At 46.7% G+C, this 26,671-nt stretch carries 22 protein-coding genes; 13 read left to right on the forward strand and 9 right to left on the reverse strand.

The annotated features are described in order from the left end of the window. Positions 1 to 127 precede the first annotated feature (127 nt). The 4 genes from GIW82_RS01915 to GIW82_RS01930 all read left to right on the forward strand — a co-directional run bounded on the left by GIW82_RS01915 (position 128) and on the right by GIW82_RS01930 (position 4,470). Positions 128 to 1,075, forward strand: a complete 948-nt coding sequence (locus GIW82_RS01915) for an LCP family protein (RefSeq protein ID WP_154748232.1) — start codon at positions 128 to 130, stop codon at positions 1,073 to 1,075. Positions 1,076 to 1,130: 55 nt separating this feature from the next. Then, positions 1,131 to 2,324: an AI-2E family transporter gene (locus GIW82_RS01920; protein ID WP_370455960.1), complete on the forward strand. Its 1,194-nt coding sequence runs from the start codon at positions 1,131 to 1,133 to the stop codon at positions 2,322 to 2,324. 34 nt (positions 2,325 to 2,358) lie between these two features. Continuing rightward, positions 2,359 to 2,763: a sporulation protein gene (locus GIW82_RS01925; RefSeq protein WP_154748234.1), complete on the forward strand. Its 405-nt coding sequence runs from the start codon at positions 2,359 to 2,361 to the stop codon at positions 2,761 to 2,763. Positions 2,764 to 3,159: 396 nt separating this feature from the next. Then, positions 3,160 to 4,470 carry a M48 family metallopeptidase gene (locus GIW82_RS01930; RefSeq protein ID WP_154748235.1) on the forward strand — a complete coding sequence of 437 codons (1,311 nt, stop codon included), beginning with the start codon at positions 3,160 to 3,162 and terminating at the stop codon, positions 4,468 to 4,470. A gap of 50 nt (positions 4,471 to 4,520) precedes the next feature. On the opposite strand, the gene GIW82_RS01935 is transcribed toward GIW82_RS01930, so the two are convergent. Beyond that, positions 4,521 to 5,546 (reverse strand): potassium channel family protein, encoded by a 1,026-nt coding sequence (locus GIW82_RS01935; RefSeq protein ID WP_154748236.1) that lies wholly within the window; start codon positions 5,544 to 5,546, stop codon positions 4,521 to 4,523. Between the two features lie 205 nt (positions 5,547 to 5,751). Between GIW82_RS01935 and GIW82_RS01940 the strand changes: the two genes are divergently transcribed. The 3 genes from GIW82_RS01940 (at position 5,752) to GIW82_RS01950 (ending at position 8,293) form a co-directional block, all read left to right on the forward strand. After that, positions 5,752 to 6,708 carry a tRNA dihydrouridine synthase gene (locus GIW82_RS01940; RefSeq protein ID WP_154748237.1) on the forward strand — a complete coding sequence of 319 codons (957 nt, stop codon included), beginning with the start codon at positions 5,752 to 5,754 and terminating at the stop codon, positions 6,706 to 6,708. 162 nt (positions 6,709 to 6,870) lie between these two features. Further along, entirely contained in the window at positions 6,871 to 7,461 is a 591-nt protein-coding gene (locus tag GIW82_RS01945; protein ID WP_154748238.1) for a hypothetical protein, read from the forward strand. A gap of 166 nt (positions 7,462 to 7,627) precedes the next feature. Further along, positions 7,628 to 8,293, forward strand: coding sequence for a DUF1643 domain-containing protein (locus GIW82_RS01950; RefSeq protein ID WP_195913917.1), 666 nt, complete (start codon positions 7,628 to 7,630; stop codon positions 8,291 to 8,293). Between the two features lie 30 nt (positions 8,294 to 8,323). Here GIW82_RS01950 and GIW82_RS01955 read toward each other — a convergent pair whose 3' ends face one another. After that, complete coding sequence (locus tag GIW82_RS01955) at positions 8,324 to 8,644, reverse strand: DUF3784 domain-containing protein (protein WP_154748240.1); 321 nt, start codon at positions 8,642 to 8,644, stop codon at positions 8,324 to 8,326. Between the two features lie 140 nt (positions 8,645 to 8,784). On the opposite strand from GIW82_RS01955, the gene GIW82_RS01960 reads away from it, so the two are divergent. Both GIW82_RS01960 and GIW82_RS01965 read left to right on the forward strand, forming a co-directional pair. Beyond that, positions 8,785 to 9,051, forward strand: a complete 267-nt coding sequence (locus tag GIW82_RS01960) for a hypothetical protein (RefSeq protein WP_154748241.1) — start codon at positions 8,785 to 8,787, stop codon at positions 9,049 to 9,051. A gap of 27 nt (positions 9,052 to 9,078) precedes the next feature. Then, the gene (locus GIW82_RS01965; protein WP_154748242.1) at positions 9,079 to 10,548 is read left to right on the forward strand and encodes a protein adenylyltransferase SelO; all 1,470 of its coding nucleotides are present in this window, start codon (positions 9,079 to 9,081) and stop codon (positions 10,546 to 10,548) included. An 80-nt stretch (positions 10,549 to 10,628) separates the two neighbouring features. Here the strand turns inward: GIW82_RS01965 and GIW82_RS01970 are convergent, their stop codons facing one another. The 3 genes from GIW82_RS01970 to GIW82_RS01980 form a co-directional block, all read right to left on the reverse strand. After that, positions 10,629 to 12,227: a glutathione ABC transporter substrate-binding protein gene (locus GIW82_RS01970; protein WP_154748243.1), complete on the reverse strand. Its 1,599-nt coding sequence runs from the start codon at positions 12,225 to 12,227 to the stop codon at positions 10,629 to 10,631. A 258-nt stretch (positions 12,228 to 12,485) separates the two neighbouring features. Beyond that, the gene (locus GIW82_RS01975; RefSeq protein WP_154748244.1) at positions 12,486 to 14,081 is read right to left on the reverse strand and encodes a glutathione ABC transporter substrate-binding protein; all 1,596 of its coding nucleotides are present in this window, start codon (positions 14,079 to 14,081) and stop codon (positions 12,486 to 12,488) included. A 384-nt stretch (positions 14,082 to 14,465) separates the two neighbouring features. Further along, on the reverse strand, positions 14,466 to 16,076 hold the full coding sequence (locus tag GIW82_RS01980; RefSeq protein WP_154748245.1) for a glutathione ABC transporter substrate-binding protein: 1,611 nt from the start codon (positions 16,074 to 16,076) through the stop codon (positions 14,466 to 14,468). Between the two features lie 454 nt (positions 16,077 to 16,530). Here GIW82_RS01980 and GIW82_RS01985 point away from each other — a divergent pair, with 454 nt between their 5' ends. Further along, a complete protein-coding gene (locus GIW82_RS01985; protein ID WP_230309141.1) occupies positions 16,531 to 17,829 on the forward strand; it encodes an alpha/beta hydrolase in 1,299 nt (432 codons plus the stop codon). 173 nt (positions 17,830 to 18,002) lie between these two features. Continuing rightward, on the forward strand, positions 18,003 to 19,439 hold the full coding sequence (locus tag GIW82_RS01990) for a flotillin family protein (protein ID WP_370455961.1): 1,437 nt from the start codon (positions 18,003 to 18,005) through the stop codon (positions 19,437 to 19,439). Positions 19,440 to 19,561: 122 nt separating this feature from the next. Here GIW82_RS01990 and GIW82_RS01995 read toward each other — a convergent pair whose 3' ends face one another. Genes GIW82_RS01995 through GIW82_RS02005 form a run of 3 tightly spaced genes read right to left on the reverse strand, consistent with a single transcriptional unit; the run spans position 19,562 to position 21,532 of the window. Further along, complete coding sequence (locus tag GIW82_RS01995; protein ID WP_154748247.1) at positions 19,562 to 20,284, reverse strand: hypothetical protein; 723 nt, start codon at positions 20,282 to 20,284, stop codon at positions 19,562 to 19,564. Continuing rightward, on the reverse strand, positions 20,277 to 21,158 hold the full coding sequence (locus GIW82_RS02000; RefSeq protein ID WP_154748248.1) for an ATP-binding cassette domain-containing protein: 882 nt from the start codon (positions 21,156 to 21,158) through the stop codon (positions 20,277 to 20,279). Before GIW82_RS02000 ends, GIW82_RS01995 begins: the two co-directional genes overlap by 8 nt. After that, positions 21,158 to 21,532, reverse strand: a complete 375-nt coding sequence (locus tag GIW82_RS02005; protein ID WP_154748249.1) for a GntR family transcriptional regulator — start codon at positions 21,530 to 21,532, stop codon at positions 21,158 to 21,160. The genes GIW82_RS02000 and GIW82_RS02005 overlap by 1 nt, the downstream gene beginning before the upstream one ends. Before the next feature lie 153 nt (positions 21,533 to 21,685). Here GIW82_RS02005 and GIW82_RS02010 point away from each other — a divergent pair, with 153 nt between their 5' ends. Continuing rightward, positions 21,686 to 22,585, forward strand: a complete 900-nt coding sequence (locus GIW82_RS02010) for a 3-hydroxyacyl-CoA dehydrogenase (RefSeq protein ID WP_154748250.1) — start codon at positions 21,686 to 21,688, stop codon at positions 22,583 to 22,585. Between the two features lie 225 nt (positions 22,586 to 22,810). Next, the gene (locus GIW82_RS02015) at positions 22,811 to 25,618 is read left to right on the forward strand and encodes a M14 family metallopeptidase (RefSeq protein WP_195913918.1); all 2,808 of its coding nucleotides are present in this window, start codon (positions 22,811 to 22,813) and stop codon (positions 25,616 to 25,618) included. Positions 25,619 to 25,663: 45 nt separating this feature from the next. Here the strand turns inward: GIW82_RS02015 and GIW82_RS02020 are convergent, their stop codons facing one another. After that, positions 25,664 to 26,551 carry a fructose bisphosphate aldolase gene (locus GIW82_RS02020; RefSeq protein ID WP_154748252.1) on the reverse strand — a complete coding sequence of 296 codons (888 nt, stop codon included), beginning with the start codon at positions 26,549 to 26,551 and terminating at the stop codon, positions 25,664 to 25,666. Between the last annotated feature and the right edge of the window lie 120 nt (positions 26,552 to 26,671).

Raw genomic sequence — 26,671 nt, forward strand, 5'->3', positions numbered from 1 at the left:
TAATAGGATTTTATCAGCTAGGCTGTTTAACGACAACTGGATTGCTTATAATAGAAGGAGTTGAAACCTCTGTGCATGAATAGGCGTCAAAAGGAATTAGTGACATCAAGAAAGGAATGGATTTTCGATGGAAGAAGAATTACAGACAGGAAGAAGAGAAAGAAGGAAGAAAAAACGTTCGCGCAGACGTAAGCTCTTTCTACTGTTCCTGCTGGTTGTGCTAATTGCAGGAATTTATACGATATTCCAATATGTGAGCGGCTACTTATCCGCAGATAGTGAAGAACTGACGACCGGTTCGTTCGACGCGGATCCGGCTCACCCTGATTATGAAAATATTCTTGTGCTCGGAGTCGATGCGCGCAATGAAGGTCCATCTCGTACAGATACGATGATCCTCGTTAGCCATAATAAAAAGACCGATGAAGTGAAGCTCACTTCATTCATGCGTGATATTTATGCAGACATTCCGGATTATCAGTCGTACAAGCTGAATACAGCATTTTACCTCGGAGGCGTCGACTTGTTAGCGGATACGCTCCGTCATATGTTCGGCGTGAAGATCCATCATTATGCAATGGTTGATTTCCAGAACTTCGAGCAGATCGTCGATATTGCAGCGCCGAATGGTGTGGAAATTGATGTCGAGAAGGCTATGTCCGAGAAAATCGGCGTATCGCTTGAGCCAGGTGTTCAAGACTTGAACGGGAAAGAATTGCTCGGCTATGCGCGGTTCCGTGCGGACAATGAAGGAGACTTTGGCCGTGTGCGCCGTCAGCAACAAGTAATCACCGCTATGAAAGATGAACTGATTTCCGTTTCGGCGATTCCAAAATTGCCGAAACTCGCAGGAGCGGTGCAAGGCTATATGGAAACGGATATGAAGATGGGCGAGCAAGTGAAGCTCGCAGCGGAAGTTGCATTGTTCGGCGGCGGAGAGTTCGAGCGGATGACGGTGCCGATCGAGGATGGCTACAATTATGCCACTTATCCGCAAGCAGGCTCTGTTCTCGAAATCGATCTCGAAGCGAATCGAAATGCTTTGGAAGAATTTTTGGGACAGGAACTCGATTGACTGAATAGTTCGTGATAGAATATTTACAAGGAAGCTGTTGAAAGTAGGGAAGAACGTGGAGCCGGAAAAAGAGAAGACATCATTTTTTTCAACAAATTTCATCCGCTTTTTAGGTGGACAAAACCTTTTGTTTTCACTGTTAGCATTGCTGTTGCTTGGCTCGGTCATTTTCATTTATGACCAAGTTTCATTTATTTTCGAGCCCTTGAGTGTCTTCATGAAGACGGTTGTTCTTCCAGTCGTTCTTGCGCTGATCCTGTTTTATTTGCTGCGGCCGGTGCTGCGGTTGCTGGAAAATTTCAAGATTCCACGGATTTGGGGCATCTTGATCATTTTCCTTGGCGTCAGCGGGCTCATCACATTGCTGATCGTGCTCGTCTTCCCATTTTTGAGGGATCAATTCCAGAATCTGATCCAGGAATTTCCGGATTATTTCATGCAATTGATTACAAACATTGATACATTTCTCAGAGAATCGTTCATTGGAGAGTATTATGTGGGATCCAGTTTTAATGTCAATCAACTGATTGAAACCTTGCCGGAAAATCTCGGCCAGACGATCCAAAACACGGCGACGAGCTTGATCACTGGCATAACCGGATTTATCTCGACCGTGACAGGGGTAGTTTTATCAGTAGTCATTGTGCCGTTTATCTTGTTTTACTTATTAAAGGATGGCGACAAATTGCCGGCGTATTTCATCAAGTTGCTGCCACCGCGTTTCCGTAATGATACGCGTGAAGTTCTTCATGAAGCGGATCGCCAGCTCGGTGCTTATATTCAAGGTCAGCTGATTGTCGCATTCTGTATCGGGGTCATGATCTACATCGGATTCCTGATCATCGGCATGAAGTACGCCCTGCTGCTTGGTGTTCTAGCAATGGTGACGAGTGTGGTTCCATATCTCGGGCCAGCGATCGCCATTACGCCTGCAGTCATCATCGCAATCGTCACTTCACCGTTCATGATCGTCAAACTGGCGATTGTGTGGACGGTCGTGCAACTTGTGGAAGGGAACTTGATTTCCCCGCAAGTGATGGGGAAAACAATGTATATCCATCCGGTGACGATCATCTTCGTGTTGTTGACGGCGGGTTCGCTGTTCGGTATTGCAGGGGTCATCCTCGGAATCCCAATGTATGCGTTATTACGCGTGGTCGTTTCCCACTTCTACAAGCTCTTCAAACGGCGATACAATAAACATGAAAACAATTTGGACAATCAATACGATTATACGGAACTGCATTAATGGTTGCACGAACTCTTAGGAAGGTGGAAGAACGATGAGATTCAAAGAATTTTCATCCTCAGTAAAGATCGGTTCACTACAAGTGGAGACAATCATCGAAAGGCCAAGCCTCGAAGAAGGGGAAACATTGAACGGAACTTTATACTTGGAAGACGGGGAAGATGAAAAGGAAATCGACTGGATCGAGTTGAAAGTATTACGATTAGTCGGATTGGAAGGACAGGAACTGGAGACGGTCATCGGCAAGCAATCGCTTGAGTTTGCGGGAGCGGACAAGTCGAAGAAATCAGTGATGCACCAATTCGAGATCATTCCGGATGAACGGTGGAGCGAAGAAAGTGAATCAGCAAGACTCGTCTTGCGCACGTCCGTCTTCTTAATGAACGGGGAACAAGCCGAGTCTGAAGACGGTTTTACTTACACAACGTACGAATCATGAAATAATTTGAACACCAACTTTAATGTTGGTGTTTTTTTATGGAGATGTATCTCCCAATTATTGATTAAGTATGTAATTACATAAGGGATTTTAATGAAAAATCAAAAACAGTCACCAAAAAGGAGTAAATAGGAGGAGGTAACCGACGTTGAAAGGATGATAACTTAGATTCGATTGTATATAACTGGTGTCCGTATTGATTTAACTGTTATTCGTGAATAAATACATCGATAAATACAACGGGGAATACAAAGTTATCATGGTGAAACCATGGAAATCTAACAGATAAAAATAAGTTCATTAAAATGCCAAATTACCCTGAATTCAAGTATTTATAATTGAATGAATATGCTACTATTTGTTTTGTTATTAACTATTTTTGAAGGGAAGAAGGGTATGAACAAATCTGCAATACAATCCAACAGGGAGATGCTTTATTTCGTCCTAAGCATCATCTTCAGTGTAGTCGTCTACATTTTGGCGGCTATCTCGATCATCGGTATCGCAATTGCACTTATCATTTTCACGGTTTTACTGATGACGAATGCGCTCATGCTCGGTTCGATCCGCGGCAATGGCATTCGCATACACGAAGGGCAGTTCCCGGATGTATACGAACGCGTGCAAAGCTTATCAAAAGAAATGGGATTGAAGAAAGTGCCGGATGTTTTCATTATCCAATCAGAAGGCGCTCTCAACGCATTTGCGACACGATTTTTTGGTCGTGATATGGTCGTTCTTTATTCAGAAGTATTCGAACTGGCACGTGAACAGGGAAATGCGGAATTGGATTTCATCATCGCGCATGAACTGGCTCATGTGAAGCGCCGCCATGTATGGAAAAACCTGCTGATCGCTCCAGCAGGATTCGTTCCATTTTTAGCACAGGCATACAGTCGTTCATGTGAATATACATGCGACCGCCATGCAGCATATACGATCCAGGATCCTGCTGCTGCAAAACGCGCATTGACCCTGCTCGGCGTCGGGAAAGTGCTTTACAATGAAGTGAATGAAAATGCCTACCGTGAACAAATCAGATCGGAATCGAATGCTTTCATTTGGTTCAGCGAAGTCCTGTCCACGCATCCGCGTCTGCCAAAACGGATCCAGGCGATCAATGAATTTTCACATGGCGACGGAATCGTCTACCAGCCGAATCACGGGAAAGCGATTCTAGGCGCAGGATTGATCTTCGGCGGCATATTTGCAGTCTACATCGCATCCGTCGCATTGTTCGCTGGCGGCAGTTTTGTCTTTGCACAATTGATTCCAAGTTCACTTGCTTCAAGTTTTGAGGAAGATCTTTACTATGAGGATGACGTATACTTTTCGGGACAGACGGACTTAATGGTTGCTGCGAACGAAGGAAATCTGGCTGAAGTCGAAAGTCTGATCGAAGGCGGCGCCGACATCTATGCACGCGACTCGGAAGGAACAGACGCATTAATGTACTCGATTTATTCCGGAGATCTTCCCACAATCGATTATCTGATCAGCCAAGGTGCGGATGTCAACACAGTGGACGACTACTCCACGGCAATAGGAACAGCCGTGAATCATGGTCAATACGAAGCTGCTTTATTGCTGATTGAAAATGGGGCGGACCCGAAACAGGAAGGACCCGACGGCTTAAATGCGATGGATCTCATGAGTTCAGCATCTGAAGCAGAATTCATCGAAGCATTACAGGCGGGCGGATATTAAAAACGTTTTGGTGCCAGACACTTTTGTGTCTGGCACTTTTTTAACTCTCTTTATTGACTCAGACAATTATTTGGTTTGCTATATTCACCGCCTGGCCATTGCCGTTCGTTTTCGCGTACAGCACCGAGTAGGCTTTTTCTTCTGTTTTCGAGAGCATTGAAACTTTCGAGAATTTGCGCAGTTGGCAGGACTGGCAAGCCTTGTTCACGCAGTTCTGCGAGATCAGGCAATGGAGGTGCTTCATCCGCTGGACTCGTATAAGCGTTTTTCTGGATGTTCAAATAGCTTTCGACGCTGGAGCGGGCTGATTTTAATAGCAGTTTATTTGGGCGGTACTCTTTCTGGATGCCGAACGAGAGCATAGTGAGTGTTTCGTCGAGGATGGCAATCGATAGCGGCAATGATTCCTGGTCTTGGTCGGAGAAGTAGAAGTGCAGTACCGGGTAGGCATTATGCTGCGCTGTAATGATATTCAACTGTGACGAGAACGAGTTCAGCAATAAGTCCACATCATGAAAATCGTTGCCGTTCCAAGCGTTTCTTACCAACTCTGAAGGTGATGTGGCCAGGCCGCTGATGCTCTTGGCCAGTGCGCGTTTTTGTGTCAACGCACCGAGGACAGACAGCACGTATGTGACTCCGATAGTAATGAAAATCAGCCCGCTTGCTGCAGCAGTGACGGAGAGGAACTGCCAGATCCCTTCTTTCGGACTGTAATCACCATTTCCCAGCGTAAACAACAAATAACCCGTATAATAAATCCTTTCTGACCAGCTGATCGGCTCATTGTCAGCCGTATCGGCGAAAGCGGTCATATCAGATGCAAAGATAAGCAGCCAGCCAGTCCACATCGAGAGAATCCAAAATAACAGCGTGCCGACTATAATGACCGGTCCGGCAAGACTCATGATCTCTTTGCGCCCGCGGCTAAGAACTCTTACGGTTTTCCATAAACCGTTTGTCAGTCGACTCGTTACAAAACCGCCGCTCCCGTTCGGCCAAAGAGTCGTCCAGATGAAATCGATAATGCCGCCACATAAAATAGTTATTCCTAGAACTAGAAAAACAACGGACATGAATACGCACCTCCCGTTTCTTTCGTTCAATGATAGAGGAAATGGGCTATTAGAACAAGGTGCCAGACACTCAGGTGTCTGGCACCTTTCCAGATCGGCGAGACTCGTGTAAACTGGATAAGGCTAAATTAGATTAAAGATGATTGAAAGAGCTTTGGATGGGGATTACGATTTCCGTCCCGCAAGGAAAGGGTTGTACGTTAAAATGGAAGAGAATTTTTGGCGTGATTTGCCGCGGCCGTTTTTTGTATTGGCGCCGATGGACGATGTCACGAATGTGGTTTTCCGGAAAGTGGTGGCGAAAGCGGCCCGTCCGGATGTGTTTTTCACGGAGTTTACGAATACCGAAAGTTATTGCAACCCGGATGCTGTTTTCGATGTCCGCGGCCGTTTGACGTATGCGGAAGATGAGCAGCCGATTGTTGCACATATATGGGGCAATAAACCCGAGCAGTTCCGGGAAATGAGTCTCGGCATGGCGAAGGAAGGGTTCAAAGGCATCGACATCAACATGGGATGTCCAGTGCCGAACGTCGCGACGAAAGGGAAAGGGAGCGGCTTGATTCGCTTTCCTGACAATGCGGCAGAAGTGATCCAAGCAGCAAAAGCTGGCGGATTGCCGATCAGCGTGAAGACACGCCTCGGCTATACGAACGTTTCGGAGTGGCGTGACTGGCTCACACATATTTTAAAGCAAGATATCGCCAACTTGACGATCCACTTGCGGACGAAGAAGGAAATGAGCGCAGCCCCAGCGCACTGGGAATTGATTCCGGAGATCAAGGCACTGCGCGATGAACTTGCGCCGGAAACGTTAATTACAATTAACGGAGATATACCGGATTATCAAACCGGTGTGGAACTGGCCGAGAAATACGGCATCGATGGTGTCATGATCGGGCGGGGGATCTTTGCAGATCCATTCGCTTTCGAAAAAGAGCCACGTGAGCACAGTGCTGACGAAATGATCGACCTGTTGAAGCTTCATTTGGATCTGCATGACCAATACTCGACGGAAGAAGAGCCACTGCGCTTCAAACCGTTGCGCCGCTTCTTCAAGATTTATGTCAACGGCATGCCGAATGCAGAAAGTTTGAAAATGCGCTTGCTGCAAACCGAATCGACGGATGAAGTCCGTGCATTACTAAAAGAATATGAATGATGAAATCACATGGATCTTGGCAGCTTAAGGTCCATGTGTTTTTTCACTTCTCAGCCCTCCGACCTAGAGAGCTATGCCCCCGCGCCTGATGTAGGAACTTCTGGCATCTTCTATAGTTAAATCACTAGAAAGTTGCTTAGAACGTTCAGAGGAGTTGAGGGAATGGAAGTCTATTTAGTGTTTACAGACACGAAAACGGTGCTGTCACGGCTGATCAAGAGCTACACTGGCCAACAGTTTAGCCACGTGTCGATTGCGTTTGATCGTGAGCTGCAGGAAATGTATAGTTTCGGCCGGAAGGATGTCAGAAATGCGTTCATCGGTGGATTCGTCAAAGAAGATGCAAGCAGTCCCTTTTTCCAACGAGCGAATTGTGCCGTCTACCGTTTGCCCGTTTCGCGAAATGCTTTTGCGCGCATGCGTGAGACGATCCACAACATGGAAGCACGCGAGGAGCATTTGAAATACAATATAAGCGGGCTGTTCGGGATCTTGCTGAACCGCTCATTCGAACGGGAAGATGCTTATTTCTGTTCGCATTTTGTCGGAGAAATATTGCAGGACGGTGGATTTTATATTTCAAATAAACCGATTCACCTGACCATGCCGCGAGATCTGTTCGTTCTGCCGCAATTGGAGTTCGCTTATAGCGGTCGTCTGTCGAACTACCAGTACTTAAAAAAGGAAACAAGTTTCGATGGAAATTCTACTACAATGAACTTTCTATATGAACATCGACAAAGAACCTTCTGAAAAAAATTAGGAGGTTTTTTATTTCCGGAAATTATTTGATTATTTGAAATAGTAGTTGCGAACATGTGTTCTATTTGTTATGATGATTCCAATGAGAGAGGAACAGCGAACGACAGTCATCGGGCACGGGTTCGGATAGGACTCGAAAATGAGCAGGAGGGGAACCATGTTTCAGACAGGAAAGGAACTAGAGGGTATTTTTCACACGGAGGGTGCATTTTATTTTCTTGAGACAGCGGGAAGGAATCAATTTTGCAGAAGCCTTGCAGCAGTTCGTCGGATCGGGATAGATTCGGAAACGGTTGATGCGTTATTAGTCTTGCAGAATCCAGGGAAGAGTATGCCAATCGATGTGCACATCGCGCCGTTAGTAATAGACTGGACTGAAGAAATACCTCTCGTTCCGGCGAAGCCCGATCCGACCATTCATCAAGTGATGCGGTTAATGGAGCGGCGTCAGTGGAACTTCGTACAGATCATCAATTTGACCGACTTACGCTGTGCGGAATTCGCGGATTACAAAGAACGGGTGGAGTTCATGAATCGGAACTTTGACGATCGCCATCGAATCTTTTCGGATTCCCGTCAACATGAGTTGGCGTGGTATGTCGAAAATGCTGAAATGGTCATCGTCGGATGGGGCACGAAACCTTACAATTTGGAAGTGGCGCATGATGCATACATGACATTGAATGGGATTCGTCCAGTAGAGGGACTTCGTGCCGGGATTCAGCCGTTGTATTATCACCCATATCCAATACTTCAGAAAAAATGTATCAAGTGGCTGGACGATATGGACAAACTTCTCGAGCGACGAGTTCTTATTAGCTGAAGTCTGACTGAAAACATCCTTGCCTACAAATCAGTTTTTCTTGTACCGCTGCCCACCACGCATGTAGATCAGTCCAACGACAATGACGGCTACCATCAGGATTGATCCGATGACGAATGGCCATTCAGCGTCAATGATCGAACCAATCATGAAGATGAACAAGCAACCCGTAATCGCCATCATCATTTTTCCCATAGCACGGCAAAGTGCCGCTTCGTCATAATTCTTTTTCTCGTCTTCAGGCATCGTATTGTAACCGGCGATCAAGAATCCCCCTTTTCCTTGCAGCAAGTAAATGCTTAGTATAAAAAAGAGCAAAGTGATGATGAGCAATGGAATCAGTTCAGCCAAACTATTCACGTCCTTTCTTCTCTATTGGACCATTCATTTACTGAATTGACAAGGGAATGCTTGTGCTTCGAGTACGTACAGCCATCCTCGATATGGTAAAGTGGAAGACAGAGAGATTAAGTTTGAAGGGGAGAAATGGTTTGGTTTCAGAAAAATTAGCTACCATCGGTTCAATTTTATTATTTGTCATCCTTTTGATTCCGATTGTTGTGCCAAGTTCAGCGGCAGAAGGGGATAAATTCGACTGGCTATATAGCATCGCACTCCTATTCCCGCTCGTCATGGGTGCATGGGGAATCTTGATGGCAAAGTATGGCCCCTCCGGGATCTTGAAGATTGCGCTCATGGTCGGCCATATCGGATTGCTTGCATTTTACGTGTATACATTCATATCTGGATTGCTCTGATGGTCAGATAGCAGAAAGGAAGATTCGATGACATCGAGAACTTCACCAACCGGTATCGGCTGGAATTTTGATAATACGTACTTCGATTTACCGGAAGCCTTTTATTCAACAATGACACCAAACGCTGTACCTTCACCTGAGATTAAGTTATTCAATGCGAATCTGGCACGTGAACTAGGTTTGAATGAATCGGAACTACAAACGCCGGAAGGAATTGACGTACTTGCTGGCAATCGGATGCCGGAAGGGGCTGCAGCAATTGCTCAAGCATATGCAGGTCATCAATTCGGCACGCTCAACATGCTTGGAGACGGGCGTGCGCTCCTGGTCGGTGAGCAACTGGCACCGGACGCGAAGCGTTATGACCTACAATTGAAAGGTTCAGGACCGACACCTTATTCACGCGGAGGAGACGGGAGAGCGGTACTTGGACCGATGATTCGTGAATATATCGTCAGTGAAGCGATGCACGGACTTGGAATTCCAACAAGCCGCAGCCTCGCTGTCTTATCGACCGGTGAGTCGATCCGCCGTGTAACGAGTCTCGAAGGCGGGATTTTGGCACGTGTTGCTTCGAGCCACTTGCGTTTCGGCACCTTCCAATACGCTTCTTTCGGGAGACCGAAGGAAGAGCTGGAGCAGCTGGTCGATTATGCATGGAATCGGCACTTCCAAGAAGCCGAGGAAGGGGAAATTCGCAGCTTGTCCATGTTTCGCGAATTGATGGAGCGGCATGCCTCTCTTGTAGCGAAGTGGCAAGCGGTCGGCTTCATTCACGGTGTGATGAACACGGATAACATGACGATTAGCGGAGAGACCATCGATTATGGACCTTGTGCATTCATGGATTCGTATGATCCAGCGACCGTCTTCAGTTCGATTGATACACAAGGACGTTACGCATACGGCAACCAGCCACAAATAACGGGCTGGAACTTGGCGCGGCTCATTGAAAGCCTTTTGCCTCTGCTGCATGAAAATCAGGAGCAAGCGCTGGAAATCGCGAAAGGCGAAATGGTTCGTTTCGCTCCTCTTTACGAAGCATATTGGCTCGAAGAGATGCGGAAGAAAATAGGCCTGTTCAATGAAGAAGAAAGTGATATGGAGCTGATTGCAGAGTTGCTGTCCGGAATGAAAGCATTCGGAGCAGACTTTACGAACACGTTCCGTGCATTGACACTTCAAGAGAATACGGAGCCATGGCAATCTTCCGGGGAATTCCAAGCCTGGCAAGCACGCTGGCAAGCACGTCTGGACAGGCAGGAACAGACTGAAGCACAAGCGGTAGAGCTGATGCGGCAGTCGAACCCTGCGATCATTCCGCGCAATCACCAAGTGGAGCATGCGCTTGAAGCAGCGGTGAACGATGGGGATTACAGCGTAGTAAATGCATTGAACGCCGCATTGGCAGATCCATTTGCATATTCCGAACAACAGCTTGCGTATGTCATGCCTGATGACAAGGAGCATACGTATCAAACGTTATGCGGCACATGAATTGAGCTAAATGGATAAAGACAGAAAAACAGCAGGGGAAGCGGTTCGCTTTCCCTGCTGTTTTCTATCCGGAGCCAGGATTATTGTTCGATTTTCACATTCTTCAAATTGTAAATACCACCAGAGTCGATTTCGAATCCGGTCGTATTGCCAGCAACTCCAAGAAGGTATTCGTTGTGCAGCAAGAAGACCATTGGAGCTTCTTCGGTCAAGATGTCAGTCGCTTCTTTGTAGATGGACAGACGTTCTTCCGGATTTGCCGCGCGTCGTGCATTATCGAGTAGGTCATCAATTACCGGATTGTCATAGAATGAACGGTTTCCTGGATTCCCGTGCTGGGAAGTGTGGAACAGGGAGTAGATCTGATAATCGGCATCGCCTGTCGGGTTAGATAGGCCCAAGATGAACATATCATGCTCGCCTGTCGATGTCTTGTCCAAGTATGCACCGAACTCCATCACTTCGATTGATACTTCAACGCCTAAGTCCGCTAGTGATTCTTGTGCCAGAACAGCAATTGCTTGGCGTTGCGGATTATCGTTCGTCCAGATCGAAGTCTTGAATCCGTTTTCGTAACCAGCTTCGGCTAACAGTTCACGTGCTTTATCCATGTCGTATTCAAGCACTTCGGTGTCTTCCGAATAGCCGAAGGTGCCGGGTGCCATCGTGCCGTTTGCAAGGATGGCATAATCTTCATAAATTCCCGAAATGATTGCTTCCCGGTCAATGGCGTGAGAAATCGCCTGACGGACAAGCGGGTTGTCGAATGGTTCTTTCTGGGTATTGAATCCGAGGTACGCCAGACTTGAAGAAGCCTGTTGATGAAGGTTTCCAAAATCCGAACCTTCGATACGCGCGACTTCGTTTGGCTGCACAGGATCGATGATGTGGACGTTTCCAGTTTCGAGATCTGCCAAGCGAACTTGAGAGTCAGGCACTACACGGAATTCAACTGAGTCGACAAATGCCGGATCGCCCCAGTAGTCTTCGTTATTCACGACTTTGATTGAAGAACCTGGATCCCAAGAATCGAATTTGAAGTAACCGGTTCCGATCGGGTTCGCCGAGATGGCAGCGAAAGGATCTTCGCCGTTTGCCAAGTCTTCGTTCGCTTCCGCGATTGAAGCAGGAGAGATCATGCCGACGCTATTATGGGATAGATGAGCAAGAAGTGGAGAGAATGCATATTCCGTTGTAATTTGGAATTCATATTCACTTAGTACTTCGATGTCAGTGATCATTTCAAACAAGTTCGTACGTGGAGAACCGAGATCAGGATTCAAGATGCGCTCGAGGTTCACTTTTACAGCCTCAGCGTTGAAGTCTTCACCATCATGGAACTTGATGCCTTCATTCAATGTGAATTTCCATGTCAATTCATCGACGGGCTCCCATGACTTGGCAAGTCCGGGAATGATTTCACTGTTTTCATCTTTATCGAGTAACGTGTCGTAAATTGTCTCTTGAACAATTACAGACGGTACATCGTTGGCACCATGCGGGTCCAAAGAAGATGCATCCGACAGGACGGCTAATACAAGGTCTCCGCCTTCAGCAACTTCAGCGTCCACTTTAGTATCAGCGTCTTCTGTTTCTTCACTTCCCCCTGCACATGCAGCTAAGAATAATACGGTACCAAATACAAAGAACAATAACCAGTTTCTCTTTAGATTTCTCATTGTACTCCCCCTTTTATTGAATGTTAGTTCGGAATATTAAGAAGAATTTAATATTCTGTTAATAATGATAACAATACTTAATATTCATTGCAATGGGATAAAATACACTTATATGCATGTGGGTTGCTTATTTTATATTGAAAAAATGCTGGTTTTCTTTTGCTTCGTATATTTTTATGAATATCTATTCAAAAAGTATGCAAAAATGCTTCTGCGAATGTTATTGGAACACTCGCAGAAGCATGAAAGAAAATCCTTTTAGTTGTTGATTGTGACATTTTGCAAATTATAGATACCAGCACTGTTTACTTCGAATCCGTCGATGTTGTTAGAAATACCCAACAGGAATTCTTGGTGAAGCAAGAAGGAGACAGGTGCATCTTCCGTCAAGATCTCAGCAGCCTCTGTATAAATGGCAGCGCGTTCTTCAGGAACAGTAGCACGACGAGCATCTTCCAGCAGTTTGTCGACTTCTGGATTTTCATAGAACGTCAAGTTCCCGGATTCCCCTTTTTGGGAAGAGTGGAACAGTGTATACATTTGGTAATCCGCATCACCGGTCGGGTTCGAGTAGCCGTCGATCAAAATGTCATGTTCTCCGGCAGCTGTTTGGTCCAAGTATGCGCCGAACTCCATCACTTCGATCGAAGCATCGATTCCGAGTTGTGCCAAGGATTCTTGTACAAGGACTGCAATCGCACGGCGTTGTGGATTGTCACTTGTCCAGATCGTTGTCGAGAAGCCATCTTCGTATCCAGCTTCTTCCAGTAATGCAGCGGCTTTTTCCATATCATATCCAAGAGGCTCAAGTGTCTCATCGTAACCGAAAGTGCCAGGAGCTAATGTTCCAATCGCCGGGATTGCGTAGTCTTCGTAGATTCCTGAAATGATGGCATCACGGTCGATTGCGTGAGACATTGCTTGGCGTACAAGCGGATTGCCGAATGGTTCTTTTTCATTATGGAAACCGATATAAGATAGACTTGCCGAAGACTGGCGGTGAATTTTTGCAACACCCGAAGCATCGATACGTGCAACTTCGTTCGGCTGAACCGGATCGATGATGTGTACATTACCAGTTTCAAGATCAGCTAGACGTACTTGCGAGTCCGGTACGACACGGAATTCGACCGTATCGACTTTCGGGGCTTCACCCCAATAGTTGTCGTTTTTCACAAGATGGATCGCTGCACCTGGCTCCCAAGAATCGAACTGGAAGTATCCCGTGCCGATCGGGTTGGATGAAATCGCATTAAATGGATCATCGCCGTTCGCCAAATCTGTATTTGCCTGTTCGATGGAAGCTGGGGAAATCATCCCCGAGCTGTTATGCGCTAAGTGAGCAATAAGGGGGGAGAACGGATATTCCGTGGTGATCTCCACTTCATACTCACTTACTGCTTCGATATTCGTAATCATATCGTATAAGTTGCTGCGTGGTGAACCGACGTCAGGGTTTAAAATTCGTTCCAAGTTCACTTTAACGGCCTCAGCATTGAAGTCTGTTCCGTCGTGGAATTTGATGCCTTCCTTCAACTTGAAAGACCAAGTCAATTCATCGATTGCTTCCCAAGAAGCAGCCAACCCTGGCACAATGGTGTTCTCTTCGTCCTTATCGACGAGTGTTTCAAAAATATTGCTTTGTACGACAGCGGAAGGGACATCGTTCGATGCATGTGGGTCAAGGGATGAAGCGTCCGAAAAGACTGCGAGGATCAGATCTCCGCCTTCACTTGTTTCATTCATTTCTGCTGCACTGCTATCCTGTGAACTGCCACCTGAACATGCTGTCAGAAAGATTCCTGCTAGCATGATGAATGCAAGCGAGCATAACTTAATTTTTGTGATTTTCATGTTGTTCCTCCTAGAGTATCTGCACTTGAAGTTTACTGCTTCCTTAGTATAACTAGTATTTATATACGTTTCAATGATTTTTTATACAAAATATAATATTTTCTGTATGTATATACATTTAGTTGACACAAAACGTACTATTTTTGTATAGATAGTGCATATTAATACGGCTATATAAGTGAACTAATGAATTCGCATTTTTAAGAGTTAGAAGAAATCGCTCCAGGCGGAAGCAAGAAAGCACGAGATGCGGAGCTGTTTTATGGAATATCGGAAAACCCATTTATTAATCTCCACTTGGATAGTTACCAATTGAAGAAAAACCTTCAAAATTCCAATAAAAAATCACGCAGGGAAGTGAAGCCTCCTGCGTGATTTCTCCGGTTAATTTTGAATTTGAACGTTTTTCAAGTTATAGATTCCTGCTGTATCAATTTCAAATCCGGTGACATTTTCAGCAATCCCAAGCAAATACTCTTGGTGCAGAAGGAATGCCATTGGTGCATCAGTTGTCAGGATTTGTGCTGCCTCTGCGTAGATGGCTGCACGCTCTTCGGAGTCGGTTGCACGTCTCGCATCATCGAGCAATTGGTCGACTTCCGGGTTGTCATAGAAAGAGCGGTTCCCTGGGTTTCCTTGTTGTGAAGAGTGGAATAATGCGTACATTTGATAGTCTGCATCACCAGTCGGGTTCGAATAGCCGAGGACGAACATGTCGTGCTCACCCGTTGCAGTTTTATCTAAATATGCACCGAATTCCATGACTTCGATTTCCACTTTAATGCCGAGTTGAGCGAGGGATTCTTGTGCTAGAACCGCAATCGCTTGGCGCTGTGGATTATCATTTGTCCAAATCGTCGTTGAGAACCCATCTTCATAACCAGCTTCATTCAATAACTCTTGGGCACGATCCATGTCGTAGGAGATTGCATCGACATCATCCGTGTATCCGAATGTTCCTGGTGCAAGCGGTCCGATTGCTGGACTTGCATGATCTTCGTAAATACCACTGATGATTGCTTCCCGATCAATCGCATAAGAAATCGCTTGACGGACAAGAGGGTCATCAAATGGCTCTTTTTGTGTGTTGAAGCCGATATAAGCTAAGCTCGATGAAGATTGCTGATGCAATTTTGCTACATCTGAACCTTCGATGCGGCTTACTTCGTTCGGCTGTACCGGATCGATGATGTGAACATTTCCTGTCTCAAGATCTGCAAGTCGGACTTGCGAATCCGGGACGACACGGAATTCGACAGAATCGACGTAAGCAGGTTCGCCCCAGTATTCTTCATTTTTGGTGAGACGAATAACAGAACCTGGCTCCCATGAATCGAATTTGAAATAGCCTGTTCCGATCGGATTGGTTGAAATCGCAGCGAATGGATCTTCTCCATTCTCGAGATCCATATTCGCTTGTTCAATGGATGCAGGTGAAATCATCCCGACACTATTATGGGATAAGTGTGAAAGAAGAGGGGAAAATGCATATTCCGTCGTAATTTCCACTTCATATTCACTGATCGCTTCAACTGAAGTAATCATTTCGAATAGGTTGGAACGTGGAGAACCGAGTTCCGGTGTCAAAATACGTTCCAAGTTCATTTTGACAGCTTCTGCATTAAAATCTTCACCGTCATGGAACTTGATGCCTTCATTCAACTTGAATTTCCATGTTAAATCATCCACTGGTTCCCATGATTCGGCAAGTCCTGGCATAATATCGTTGTTTTCATCTTTTTGCACAAGTGTTTCGAAAATATTCTCCTGAACGATCACAGAAGGGACGTCATTAGCGCCGTGCGGATCGAGAGAAGAAGCGTCAGACAAAACCGCTAGCTTCAGATCGCCGCCGGTTGCTTCTTCTGTCCCATCACCGGAGGAATTTGTCTCTTCCGTATTTTCATTGTCTCCTCCACCTGCACAGGCGCTAAGAAATAGACCGAGCAGCAACACCAATAAGATTGGCCATGTTTTCTTTTTCAAGCCATTCATTCAATTTCCCCCTCATATATTTAATTCGAATACTAAATATAATTTAATATTCTGGTCGCTATCATAACAATTTTTTATATGCGGAACAATGGGAATAAATTGATTTTTTAAAATGTGAATAAAAGGATTTTTTCTCCAGTCTTTAAAAAGCCCCGCTATGAATGCGTTTAAAGGTCGTTTAATGTAAGCTTAAATTAAATTAACAGTGACGTTTAATAAATTTTATGAAAAGGTGAAGTCGATTACTTCCGAATTTTACCATGGTTGGTGTGAGCTTTCCTCTACTAATAAGTTATATTAAAATACCGTTTCACCATTTTCCGTTTGCAGTCAGTACGGAATAAGTAATCATTTGTCCAAAAAATTCCAGGGAACAAAGTCAGTCACAGATGGATTTTCTCTTTTATGAAACTTTTTCACTTCCCATCAGTACATTAAGAGGGAGGAGATATGAATGAATAATCGAAAAAGCATCTTAATATTGATGGTGCTGCTGATTTTTTTGGCAGCATGTAGCAGTGAAGACAGTAAGAAGGAGCAAAAAGAAACTGAGGAGGAAACTTCAATGGACAAAATCACCGGCTATTGGGAAGGTGCAATTGAAGTGCCGAACCAGCCACTCCCTTTTATCGCAGAATTTGAAAGGGAGAGCGGAACTTTGAGCATTCCTGTCCAAGGATTATCCAATTTCCCTTTTGGGGAAGTTTCATTCGAAGATCCTGAAGTGAATTTTTCCATGAATCTTCAAGGGCAAATGATTGTATTCGACGGTGCATTGGAAGACGAGACGATCAGCGGGACATTTACACAGCAAGGCCAGTCGTTTCCATTCAAAATGAAGCGGGGGACAAAAGAAGCGTCAGCAGAAATTGGTGAAAAGATGGAAGTGGCTGTCACTAACGGGAAATTAACGGTGCAAGTGGAAGTGCCGGAAGGGGAAGGGCCTCATCCGGTTGCAGTCATCATCGCCGGTTCCGGTCCGACTGATAAAAATGGCAACTCCATCGCTCTTCCGGGCAAGAACAACAGCCTGAAAATGCTTGGGGAAGAGTTGAAAGAGCAGGGGATCGCAAGCGTCCGTTTCGATAAACGAGGCGTCGGCGAAAATATGCTCCTAGGCGGAAATGAGGAAGAATTGCGGTTTGAAGATTATATTGAAGATGTCGTAGCGCTTGTCGATACGCTAAAACGAGATGACCGCTTTTCCGAAATCAGCATCATCGGCCATAGTGAAGGTGCGCTTGTCGGGCTAGCCGCAGTGAACCGCACACAAGTCGATCATTTCATCTCACTGGCGGGTGCTGGTCGAACAGTGGATGAAGTGTTGGTCGAACAGTTGACTGCCCAACTTCCTGCAAGTTTATTGGAAGAATCGAAAGAAATCATCGATCAATTGAAGCAAGGGGAATTGGTAAGTGGTGTTAGTCCGGAACTGCAAAGCGTATTCCGCCCTTCTGTCCAGCCATACATGATTTCCTGGTTGTTATATGACCCCGCAGAAGAGATTGCGAAGCTCAATATACCAGCCTTAATTATTGGTGGAACGAACGATTTGCAAGTGCCAGCAGAAGACGCCGAACTGTTGCACGCCTCGAATGAAAGTTCGGAGCTTATGATTATTGAAGGCATGAACCACGTGCTGAAAGAAGTGGGGGATTCCGAAGAGGAAAACATAGCCGCCTATGCCGACCCTGAGCTTCCACTCGCAGACGGATTAATGGCTGCTATCGTGAAATTCATTTCCAGTAATTAATAAAAAACACGATTCATTCTGCTGAATTTTGAAACTATTTACCACTTTTTCCGTATATAATAGAGAAAGAATAGAAAAAGGGGGAGATAAAACTGGAGACGATCACATTTGTCACAATACTGATTGTCATTTTAGTCCTTGCAGCACTTGGAGGTGCAGGATACTATGTATGGATGCGCTTCCGTTACCGGACAGCGAAATCGAACGAAGCACTCATCATCACCGGACCGAAACTCGGGGACCCGAAGAAAGACACGAATATTTTCACGGACGATGAAGGCCGTTCGATGAAGATCATCCGTGGTGGGGGCTACCGGCTGCGGAGATTCCAGACATCGACACCGGTCAATCTGACATCCTTCCAATTGAAATTGTCGACGCCGCGTGTTTATACGAACGGCGGCGTACCGATTGTGGCAGATGCGGTTGCGATGGTGAAAGTGGCGGACACACTGAATGGGATTGCGAATTATGCCGAGCAATTCCTTGGGAAAGAACAACCGGAAATCGAGACGGAAATCATCGAGGTGCTCGGAAGTAACCTCCGCGCGATTCTGTCGAAGATGACAGTGGAAGATATCAACAGCAACCGTGAGAAGTTCAACCATGATGTGCAGGAAATCGCCCAGCAACAACTTGATTTGATGGGCTTTAAAATCACATCACTCGGTTTGACTGATATCCGGGATGCAGATGAGACGAATGGCTATCTCGAAAACCTTGGGCGTCCACGAATTGCGGAAGTCCGGAAGCTCGCTGAACTGGCTGAAGCGGATACGGAGCGCGAAACACGTATTCACCGTGCACGAACTGACCAGGAAGCGAAGGAGGAAGAATACATCCGCCAGATTGCGGTCGCTGAGTCCAGAAAAGACAAAGACATCAAAGATGCGGCTTTCAAAGAAGAGACGGAACGTGCACGTGCGAAATCCGAGCAGTCGTATGAACTGGAACGCGCGAAACTCGAAAAAGAAGTACAGGAAGAACAATTGAACTTGCGCTTCCGGGAACGGGAGCGGGCAGTTCAATTGGAGCAGGAAGAAAGCAAAGTGCGGAAGACGAAAGCGGACGCGGATTACTACGAAACGACGCGAAATGCTGAAGCGGAAGCCCGCAAAGCCGTCATCGACGGGGAAGCGAAAGCGAAAATCCGCCGCGATGAAGGTTCTGCTGAAGCGGAAGTCATCCGCGACCGCGGACGTGCAGAAGCAGAAGCACGCAAACTTCTTGCAGAAGCGATGGAAGAGCACGGCGACATCATCATCACCGAGAAATTGATCGAAATGCTGCCGGTATTTGCCGAGAAAGTGGCACAGCCGCTCAACAATATCGATTCGGTGAAAATCATCGATTCCGGTAATGGCAACGGCATCCCGTCCTTCGGCAAAAGCGTCACGAAAACGATGGTCGACATGCAGGAGCCACTCCGTGAAATGACGGGCATCGACATAAGCGAATTGTTGAAGACATATGTTCAGCGGAACAGTTCCGTTTCACCGGCACAGCGAATCGAACAATCACCTATGCAACAGCCGGCTGAACCGTCTCAACCGTTTGAAAATGAACAATCCGACCTTGCTGAAAGTGATGGATCGGAACAAACTGAATGACCGATTTTAGAAGACGGGGGGACATCCTCTCGTCTTCTTTTTTACGAAAAGCAATCGCATGGATTAGTATGCATAAGCAAAAGCAGCTGCCGGGATGGATCCCGTCAGCTGCTTTTTCATGGTTACTGTAATTTAATCGAAATACGTTTCGTCATCAGGCGTACCCAGAGGGCTAGTAAGACGATCATCATGACCGTGACCACTGCACTGACGACAGCTCCCGATTCAAACGAGACATCCGGCATCCACGGAATGTTGGAGATGATTCCTGAACTGTTCACGAATGCATCATTGACGGAGAAGGTGAACAGCGCAACGACGACAAACAGGAATCCGACGACCCAGCCATTTCGGTAATAGCCAGTCCCAATCATCCAGCCAACAAAGAAATACAAGACAATTTGTAAGAAGTTGAATAAAATTTGAAGCGTCATTGAATATTCTAAGCCGAAAATGACTGGTGGTTCGATTGCGACGGACAAATCAAGTTTGCCGATGATAAGTGCCTCCACTAACCCTATAATTACACTCAAGACGGTTAATAGAATCGCAAGAAGCAGTGCACCTCCTGAAATTCCGAAGAACGTCGCTTTACGAGTGAAGCCCGTCCGGACGAAGAAGGCGAAGAAGCCATACGCTGCCATGATGCCGACGACGAGCATGAAGATCGACACGGAATTCTGTGAGAATGCTAGAAACCCGGGGATCGGCTCACCGGAGCGGTTGAAAAAGTACACCGAGATGATGTTCGCCAAGATGAGAAAGCCGAAGAACCACGATGCCCACACTGTTTGCGCCCGAAACGTATCAACCATGACGATTTCTGCCATTGATCGTTCAGTCATTGTCGCCACTCTCCTTTGTTAAATGGATGAACAGATCTTGTAGGGGAACCGGACCGACTTCCAGCCCATCGATCTGCGCTTGTTCCATTTCTCGCTCCGACAGTTTGCCGTAGACCATGACAGACTTTGTTGAGCCGAGCCGCTGTTCGTTCAAGATATGCATGCCGGAAACGAACTGATCAACATGATTAGCGTGACCTGTGATGGAGGCACCGCGAGAAATGACGGATTCATAGTCTTCACTCAGTAATACATGACCTTCGTCGATAACCACGACCTTATCAAACAAATATTCCATTTCCGACACGAGATGTGTCGATAGGATGATGGTCCGCGGCTTCTTCTCTTGGGAAGCGAGCAGTTCCTCGTAGAAGATTTCGCGGGCAGGAGCATCCATCCCTAAATACACTTCATCTAAAATCGTAATCGGTGCAAAACTCGCCAGTCCAATGACTGCATTCAATGCTGATTGTTTTCCAGTAGACAATTTATAGACGGGCTGGTCCAGCTTCAGGCGGAACCGTTTCACTAAATGTGCCGCATATTCCGCATCGAAATGTGGGCGATAGCGGACCATGCCTTGGATATACTTTTTTACTGTTTCATATTCATATTCGTGATTCACTTGGTAGATGAAAGAGATTTGCTGGGTCAAAGCCGCATTCTCGAAAATGCGCTGCCCATCAATTTCAATCGACCCTTCACTAGGCTCCCGGAACGAGGCAAGCAGCTGCAGTAAAGAAGTTTTTCCTGCACCGTTGCGGCCGATCAATGCATAGATAGAACCGGTCTCCAGTGACAGGTTGAGGTCCTCTAGTACAGTTTGCGCTCCGTAACGTAGTGAGACGTCCTTAAAGTTGATACGCTCAGCCATCACTGTTCACGTCCTTTCATTTCTTGGATCAACTGCAAGATTTCTTCATCGGTAATTCCTAGTTTCTGCGCTTCGTCTACAAGTCCGCGGATGTAATCGTTTGCGAACGCTTTTTTCCGTTTGTTGATAAGCTGCCGTTTCGCACCCTCCGCTACAAACATACCAATCCCTCTTTTCTTGAATAAGATGTCTTCCTCAACTAACTGATTGATGCCTTTGGATACCGTGGCGTGGTTAATTTTATAGAAATTGACTAACTGCGTCGTAGAAGGTGCTTGGTCGCCTTCCGCCAATTCACCGTCGACAATCTGGTCTTCGATCAGCTCTCGGATCTGCAGAAATATGGGCTTCGTCGAATCAAATCCGCTCTTCAATTCACAACCTCCTTATATGGTTATATGCTTATGTGTATAACCATATAACACAAAAATAATTAACACAAGTATTTTCTTGCATCAAAATCAGATTAATTTTGCGATTGAAGGGAAGAGAAGAAAGAGAGCCATATACAAGAAAGGATGAGTTACATGAATTACAAGAAGATTACAGTCGCCGGAAGTGGGGTCCTCGGAAGTCAGATCGCTTTTCAATCAGCATTTCACGGGTTCGATGTCACTATTTACGACATTAATGAAGAAGCGATTGCAAAAGCAAAAGAACGCGCGGAAAAACTGAAAGCGACCTATAAAGCTTTCTTTAAGACAACTGATACGCAAGTAGAAGAAGCCTTTAGCCGTTTGACATTCTTTACAGATCTCGCACAGGCGACGGAAGACGCAGATTTGGTCATTGAAGCGATTCCGGAAGTTGTTCCGATCAAGACGGAATTTTATGAGCAGCTCGGAGAAGTGGCGCCGGAGAAAACCGTCTTCGTTACAAATTCTTCGACGCTATTGCCAAGCCAGTTCGCAGAAGCGACTGGGCGCCCACAAAAATTCCTTGCTTTGCATTTCGCAAACGAAATCTGGAAAAACAATACGGCGGAAGTGATGAAGCATCCTGGAACGGATGAGAACGTGTTCAATGAGGTCATCGCATTTGCAAGAGCGATCGGGATGGTCGCATTGCCTCTCCATAAGGAACAGCCTGGTTATATTTTGAACAGTTTGCTCGTGCCATTTCTTGAAGCTGCTGAATTGCTTCTTGTGAAAGAAGTTGCTGATCCTGAGACAATCGATAAAACATGGATGATTGGCACTGGCGCACCGCTCGGACCTTTCGCCATTCTTGATGTCGTTGGGATCCGCACGGCTTATAATATTGTTGAAGCGAAAGCTGCAGCGACAAATCGCGAAGATTTCCAGCAATTGGCCAAGCTGCTGAAAACAGAATACATTGATAAAGGAAAACTAGGGAGAGAAACTGGAGAAGGGTTCTATAAATATCCGAATCCTGCTTTCATGGCTTCAGATTTCCTGAAGAAATAAACATACATTGTCACCAGGCTGCCGAAGGAATGATTCGGCAGCTTTTATTTGGCTTTTGGCTGAGCGCACCTCGTTTCGATTGTTACGCACCTCGGATAGAAAATTCCGCACCCCATGTCCACTTTTTCGCACTTCAAACCGATTTCTCCGCACTTGCAGTTCATTTCCCTCGAAGACTGGAGTAAACTGGAGAGGAAACGAATGGTTATGAAAGAGGTGCATAGGATGAAACGACATTTTTCGTGGACATTGGAAGGACTTCTTGTGGATAAGAATGAAGACGGGGTGATAGATGGATTGTCACTGTTTATCGATCTTCCGGCCGAACTGATGCCGCCAGGGTTGATTGATTTCATGGCACGTGCAGGACTCGAGACCACTGCCTTGTCACTGAATTTTTTTGAAAGGGCAGGGCAGCAGTGGGCGATGGAATTCCAGCAAAGCGATGTGACGTTGTGTGAGGTTGAAGATAACAGAATTTCCCTGTTTTATCGGAACCCGGAAGAACTTTCTTCTCTTTTATCTGAAATGGCCGCTTCGGGGGACCCGGCAGTAGATCACCCGGAACATGCCTCCATCAGAAGTCTCGCAGACATCTGGAGCGGATCGGGTTTCGGAGAAGTCGAAGAAGCATCACCTGAACGCCACCTCGATCTGAATATCAGTTGGGAAGATGAGATTGCTTCAGCCCAATTGTTCAAAGAGCTGGGCCTTTTTGCTGCGCGCTGCGGTTTGTACAGCACATCGCTCGGCCTGCCGCTCACAGGAAATCCGCATACTGCGATTCAATTGACAGTGAAAGGTGGACGAGATGCTTCCGTCCAGTTGCGGGAAGAAAATCATGTGGAAGTGATTGGAAGCAGAACCGAACTGCCTGCTATGTTGCATGTTCTGACCGGACAGCGCCACTGGACAGCAAATGGAACGTTCGGCTTCTGGGAACAGTCCGAGAAAATGGAAGAACGGCAAGATGAAGTGTGGTATGACAAAGCGTGGGAGGATATCTCGGAAGTGGAACTTGCGCAACAGGGGCTCGCCGATATGGAGGGGCAAACGTTCGACGCGGTGAATGTCTATCTGTCGGAGCCACTACAGGTTCGGACTACCTTGATGAATGAATGGCAGAAGCGTTATCCGCAATTTGGCCGCATCACCGTCCGGTCCGCTTTCAAACCGGCGTTCCATTGGTTCCGGGAAGAACTGCTGCCGAACCTCCCCGATGGCGTGCAGGAAATCCGTATTGCCGCGCGGGAAGAAAACAGTGCGGGTGGGATGGAATTGCCGATTCGTTGGATCCAGGAGCTTTATCCAATAGATGCGCTGGTGGAAAAGGAAGTGGGAATCCCGAAAGACCAGGTCGTCTTTTCACTACTCAAAGATCTTCCGCACACATACGAAGTGGAAGCGATTTTGGAAGATGGGACTGTTTTACAGATCGGCAGCCTGGAAGTACCGGTTACGCGCCTCCCTTATCTGCAACAAGCCGGCCGCTTCGTTTACCCGACGACTGGTGCAGTGCAAGCATATTCTTCTGGCATCCTGGCAGAAGACAGGCTTGTTCCAACCGACCGTGAACGCTTCTACTCGTTTTACATGGAAGAGTTCGTCCCTGATCTGATCGGGAAGCTCGCAGGATACAAAAAAGGGCAGGGGCACGACCGGCCGTTTTTTGACCGGATGGAAATTCGTGTCACGATGAGTGAGGAAGAGGAGAAGCTCGGCATCGACGAAGAACGCACGTCATCGATGGAAGCGTTGTATGAGGATTTGTATTTTAATACGCTCGATGTCTTCGCGGATTGGGGAATCGAGATGGAAGGGAAGCCGTTTGATGCACCGGGCGGCATTCATCCGTTCATGGAAGTCGAGAAAGGTGCTTCACCGAAAGCGTCCATCAAACTGTACAAATGGAATGATGAACAGCCTAAGCCGTTGAAAACGGTGAAACTGATCTTTAAAAAGGACCGCTTCACGCACGTAGAGATGCTGAAAGGGAGCCAGCACATCCACAATGAACTCGAAGCCGCATCAGCTCTGCCAGTAACGACTACAGCATCAGGCACAACCGTCCTTGGCGGCTATTCGTTCCAAGGCCGTCCGATTCCGGTCACCGAACACGTTTTACCATCAGGCGAAACGTTCGATGCCGCATTAAAGTTGACTCTTTTCAAACGGACGGTGCTATACGAAGCTGGCCATCATGCGAATGAAATTTCTTCGACACCAGCAGTCGAAAGGCTTGCAGAAGACATACAATCGTATTTGAAGGAAATGAACGTCGTCGTCATTCCACTTGCCAATCCGGACGGGACGGCACTGCTCCACAAAATGACCGAAACGCATCCGGAGTGGAAGCACCATGCTGCGCGTTACAATGCCGTGGGACTGGAGTTTTCACAAGCGCGCTACAAAGACACGGTGTTCGGCGAGGCGAACGTCATGCCGCACCTCATGAAAAAATGGGCGCCGGACGTCATCGTCGACAACCACGGGATTCCTGGGCACGAATGGGTCCAGCCATTCGCAGGCTACAATTCACCGCCGCGCTTTCCGGTATCGTATTTCTTGCCGAGTGCCAAACTGTACGGCATTGCACGCCTGCCGCAAACAGGAGATACGCTTCACACGGACAACCTAGAATCGATTATCCGTTCGATCAGCGGCAAAGTCGCAGGGACGATCATTGCGGAAGAAAACCGTTATTGGAAAGAACGATTCCGGAAATATGGAAACGACTGGCTGCCGGAAGTGTTCCCGATCGAAGAAGGCGGGCATCTCCATTTTTACCGCCACCAAATCGTTACGCCGAAACATCCGACTTCTGCTGTGCTGCGCTACCCGGAATGGATCGCTGCTGATATCGTTTCGGAAGCGGCTGATGAAGTCGTACAAGGCGTGGCACTCGAACGCTGCATCGAAGGGCAGAGGTTGTTCAATGAAGGAGTCTTGGACGCCGTCGTGAAACAGCCGATCCGCCTGGACAGCACGGGACTCGCGAAGAAACGACAGCGCCCACTGCAAATCAATTCCTAAAAAAGACACCCTCCACTTTCCGGAAAGTGGAGGGTGTCTTTCGCTTTATTTACGTGAAGCTTCGAAAATGCCGTCGATTGTCTCTTGCATTGTCGAGTTGAATGCATCGTCTGTTTGGTCCGCACTCAAGCCTTCTGACAACGCACGTGAGAAGCTCGCGATCAAGCCGTTGTTGCGCGCAAGTTTTGCGTTCGCCTCTTCGCGTGAGTAACCGCCTGAAAGAGCAACGACACGGATGACGCGCGGATGGTCGATCAATTCTTTGTACAAGTTGTCAACTGTCGGGATCGAAAGTTTCAGCATGACTTCCTGGCCTTCAGCCAATTCGTCCAAGTGACGGAGGATGTCCGCTTTCATCAATTCTTCAATTTTTTCTTTGTCAGCACTTGTGATGTCGACTTCCGGCTCGATGATCGGAACAAGTCCAGCTGCAAGAATTTGTTTGCCTACTTCAAATTGCTGTGCAACGACTGCTTTGATGCCTTCTTCATTCGCTGCTTTGATGACAGAACGCATTTTCGTCCCGAAAATATTCCGTTCGTTCGCGCGTGCCAGAAGATCGTCAAGACCAGGGTTCGGCTTCATCAACTGAACACCGTTCTCTTCATCCGCAAGTCCTTTGTCGATTTTCAGGAAAGGTACGATTTTTTTCTCTTCCCACAAGTAGTCGCCAGTGTATTTGCCTTCCACTTTGCGATCCATTGTCTGTTCGAAAAGAATGGCGCCGATGATTTTGTCGGAAGTAAAGGATGGAGAAGTGATGATGCGCGTTCTCATTTCGTGCACAAGATCGAACATTTCCTCTTCAGTTGTGTAAGAATCTTCCTTCACTCCGTAAAGTGCAAGTGCTTTCGGTGTGCTTCCGCCGCTTTGGTCCAGTGCAGCGATAAAACCTTCGTTGTTTTGAATGAATTGTTTTTGTTCGTTGTTCATCATTCCAGCTCCTTCAAAAAGTCTTATGTCAGGGGGATACCCCCTGTCTAAAAGCTTTGTTCATCCCTAGTTTACCAAGAAACGGCTGAAACCACAAAGGGAATAGGCATCGCTTTCAGC

The organism is Planomicrobium sp. YIM 101495 (assembly GCF_009707665.1).
Lineage (GTDB): Bacteria > Bacillota > Bacilli > Bacillales_A > Planococcaceae > Planococcus.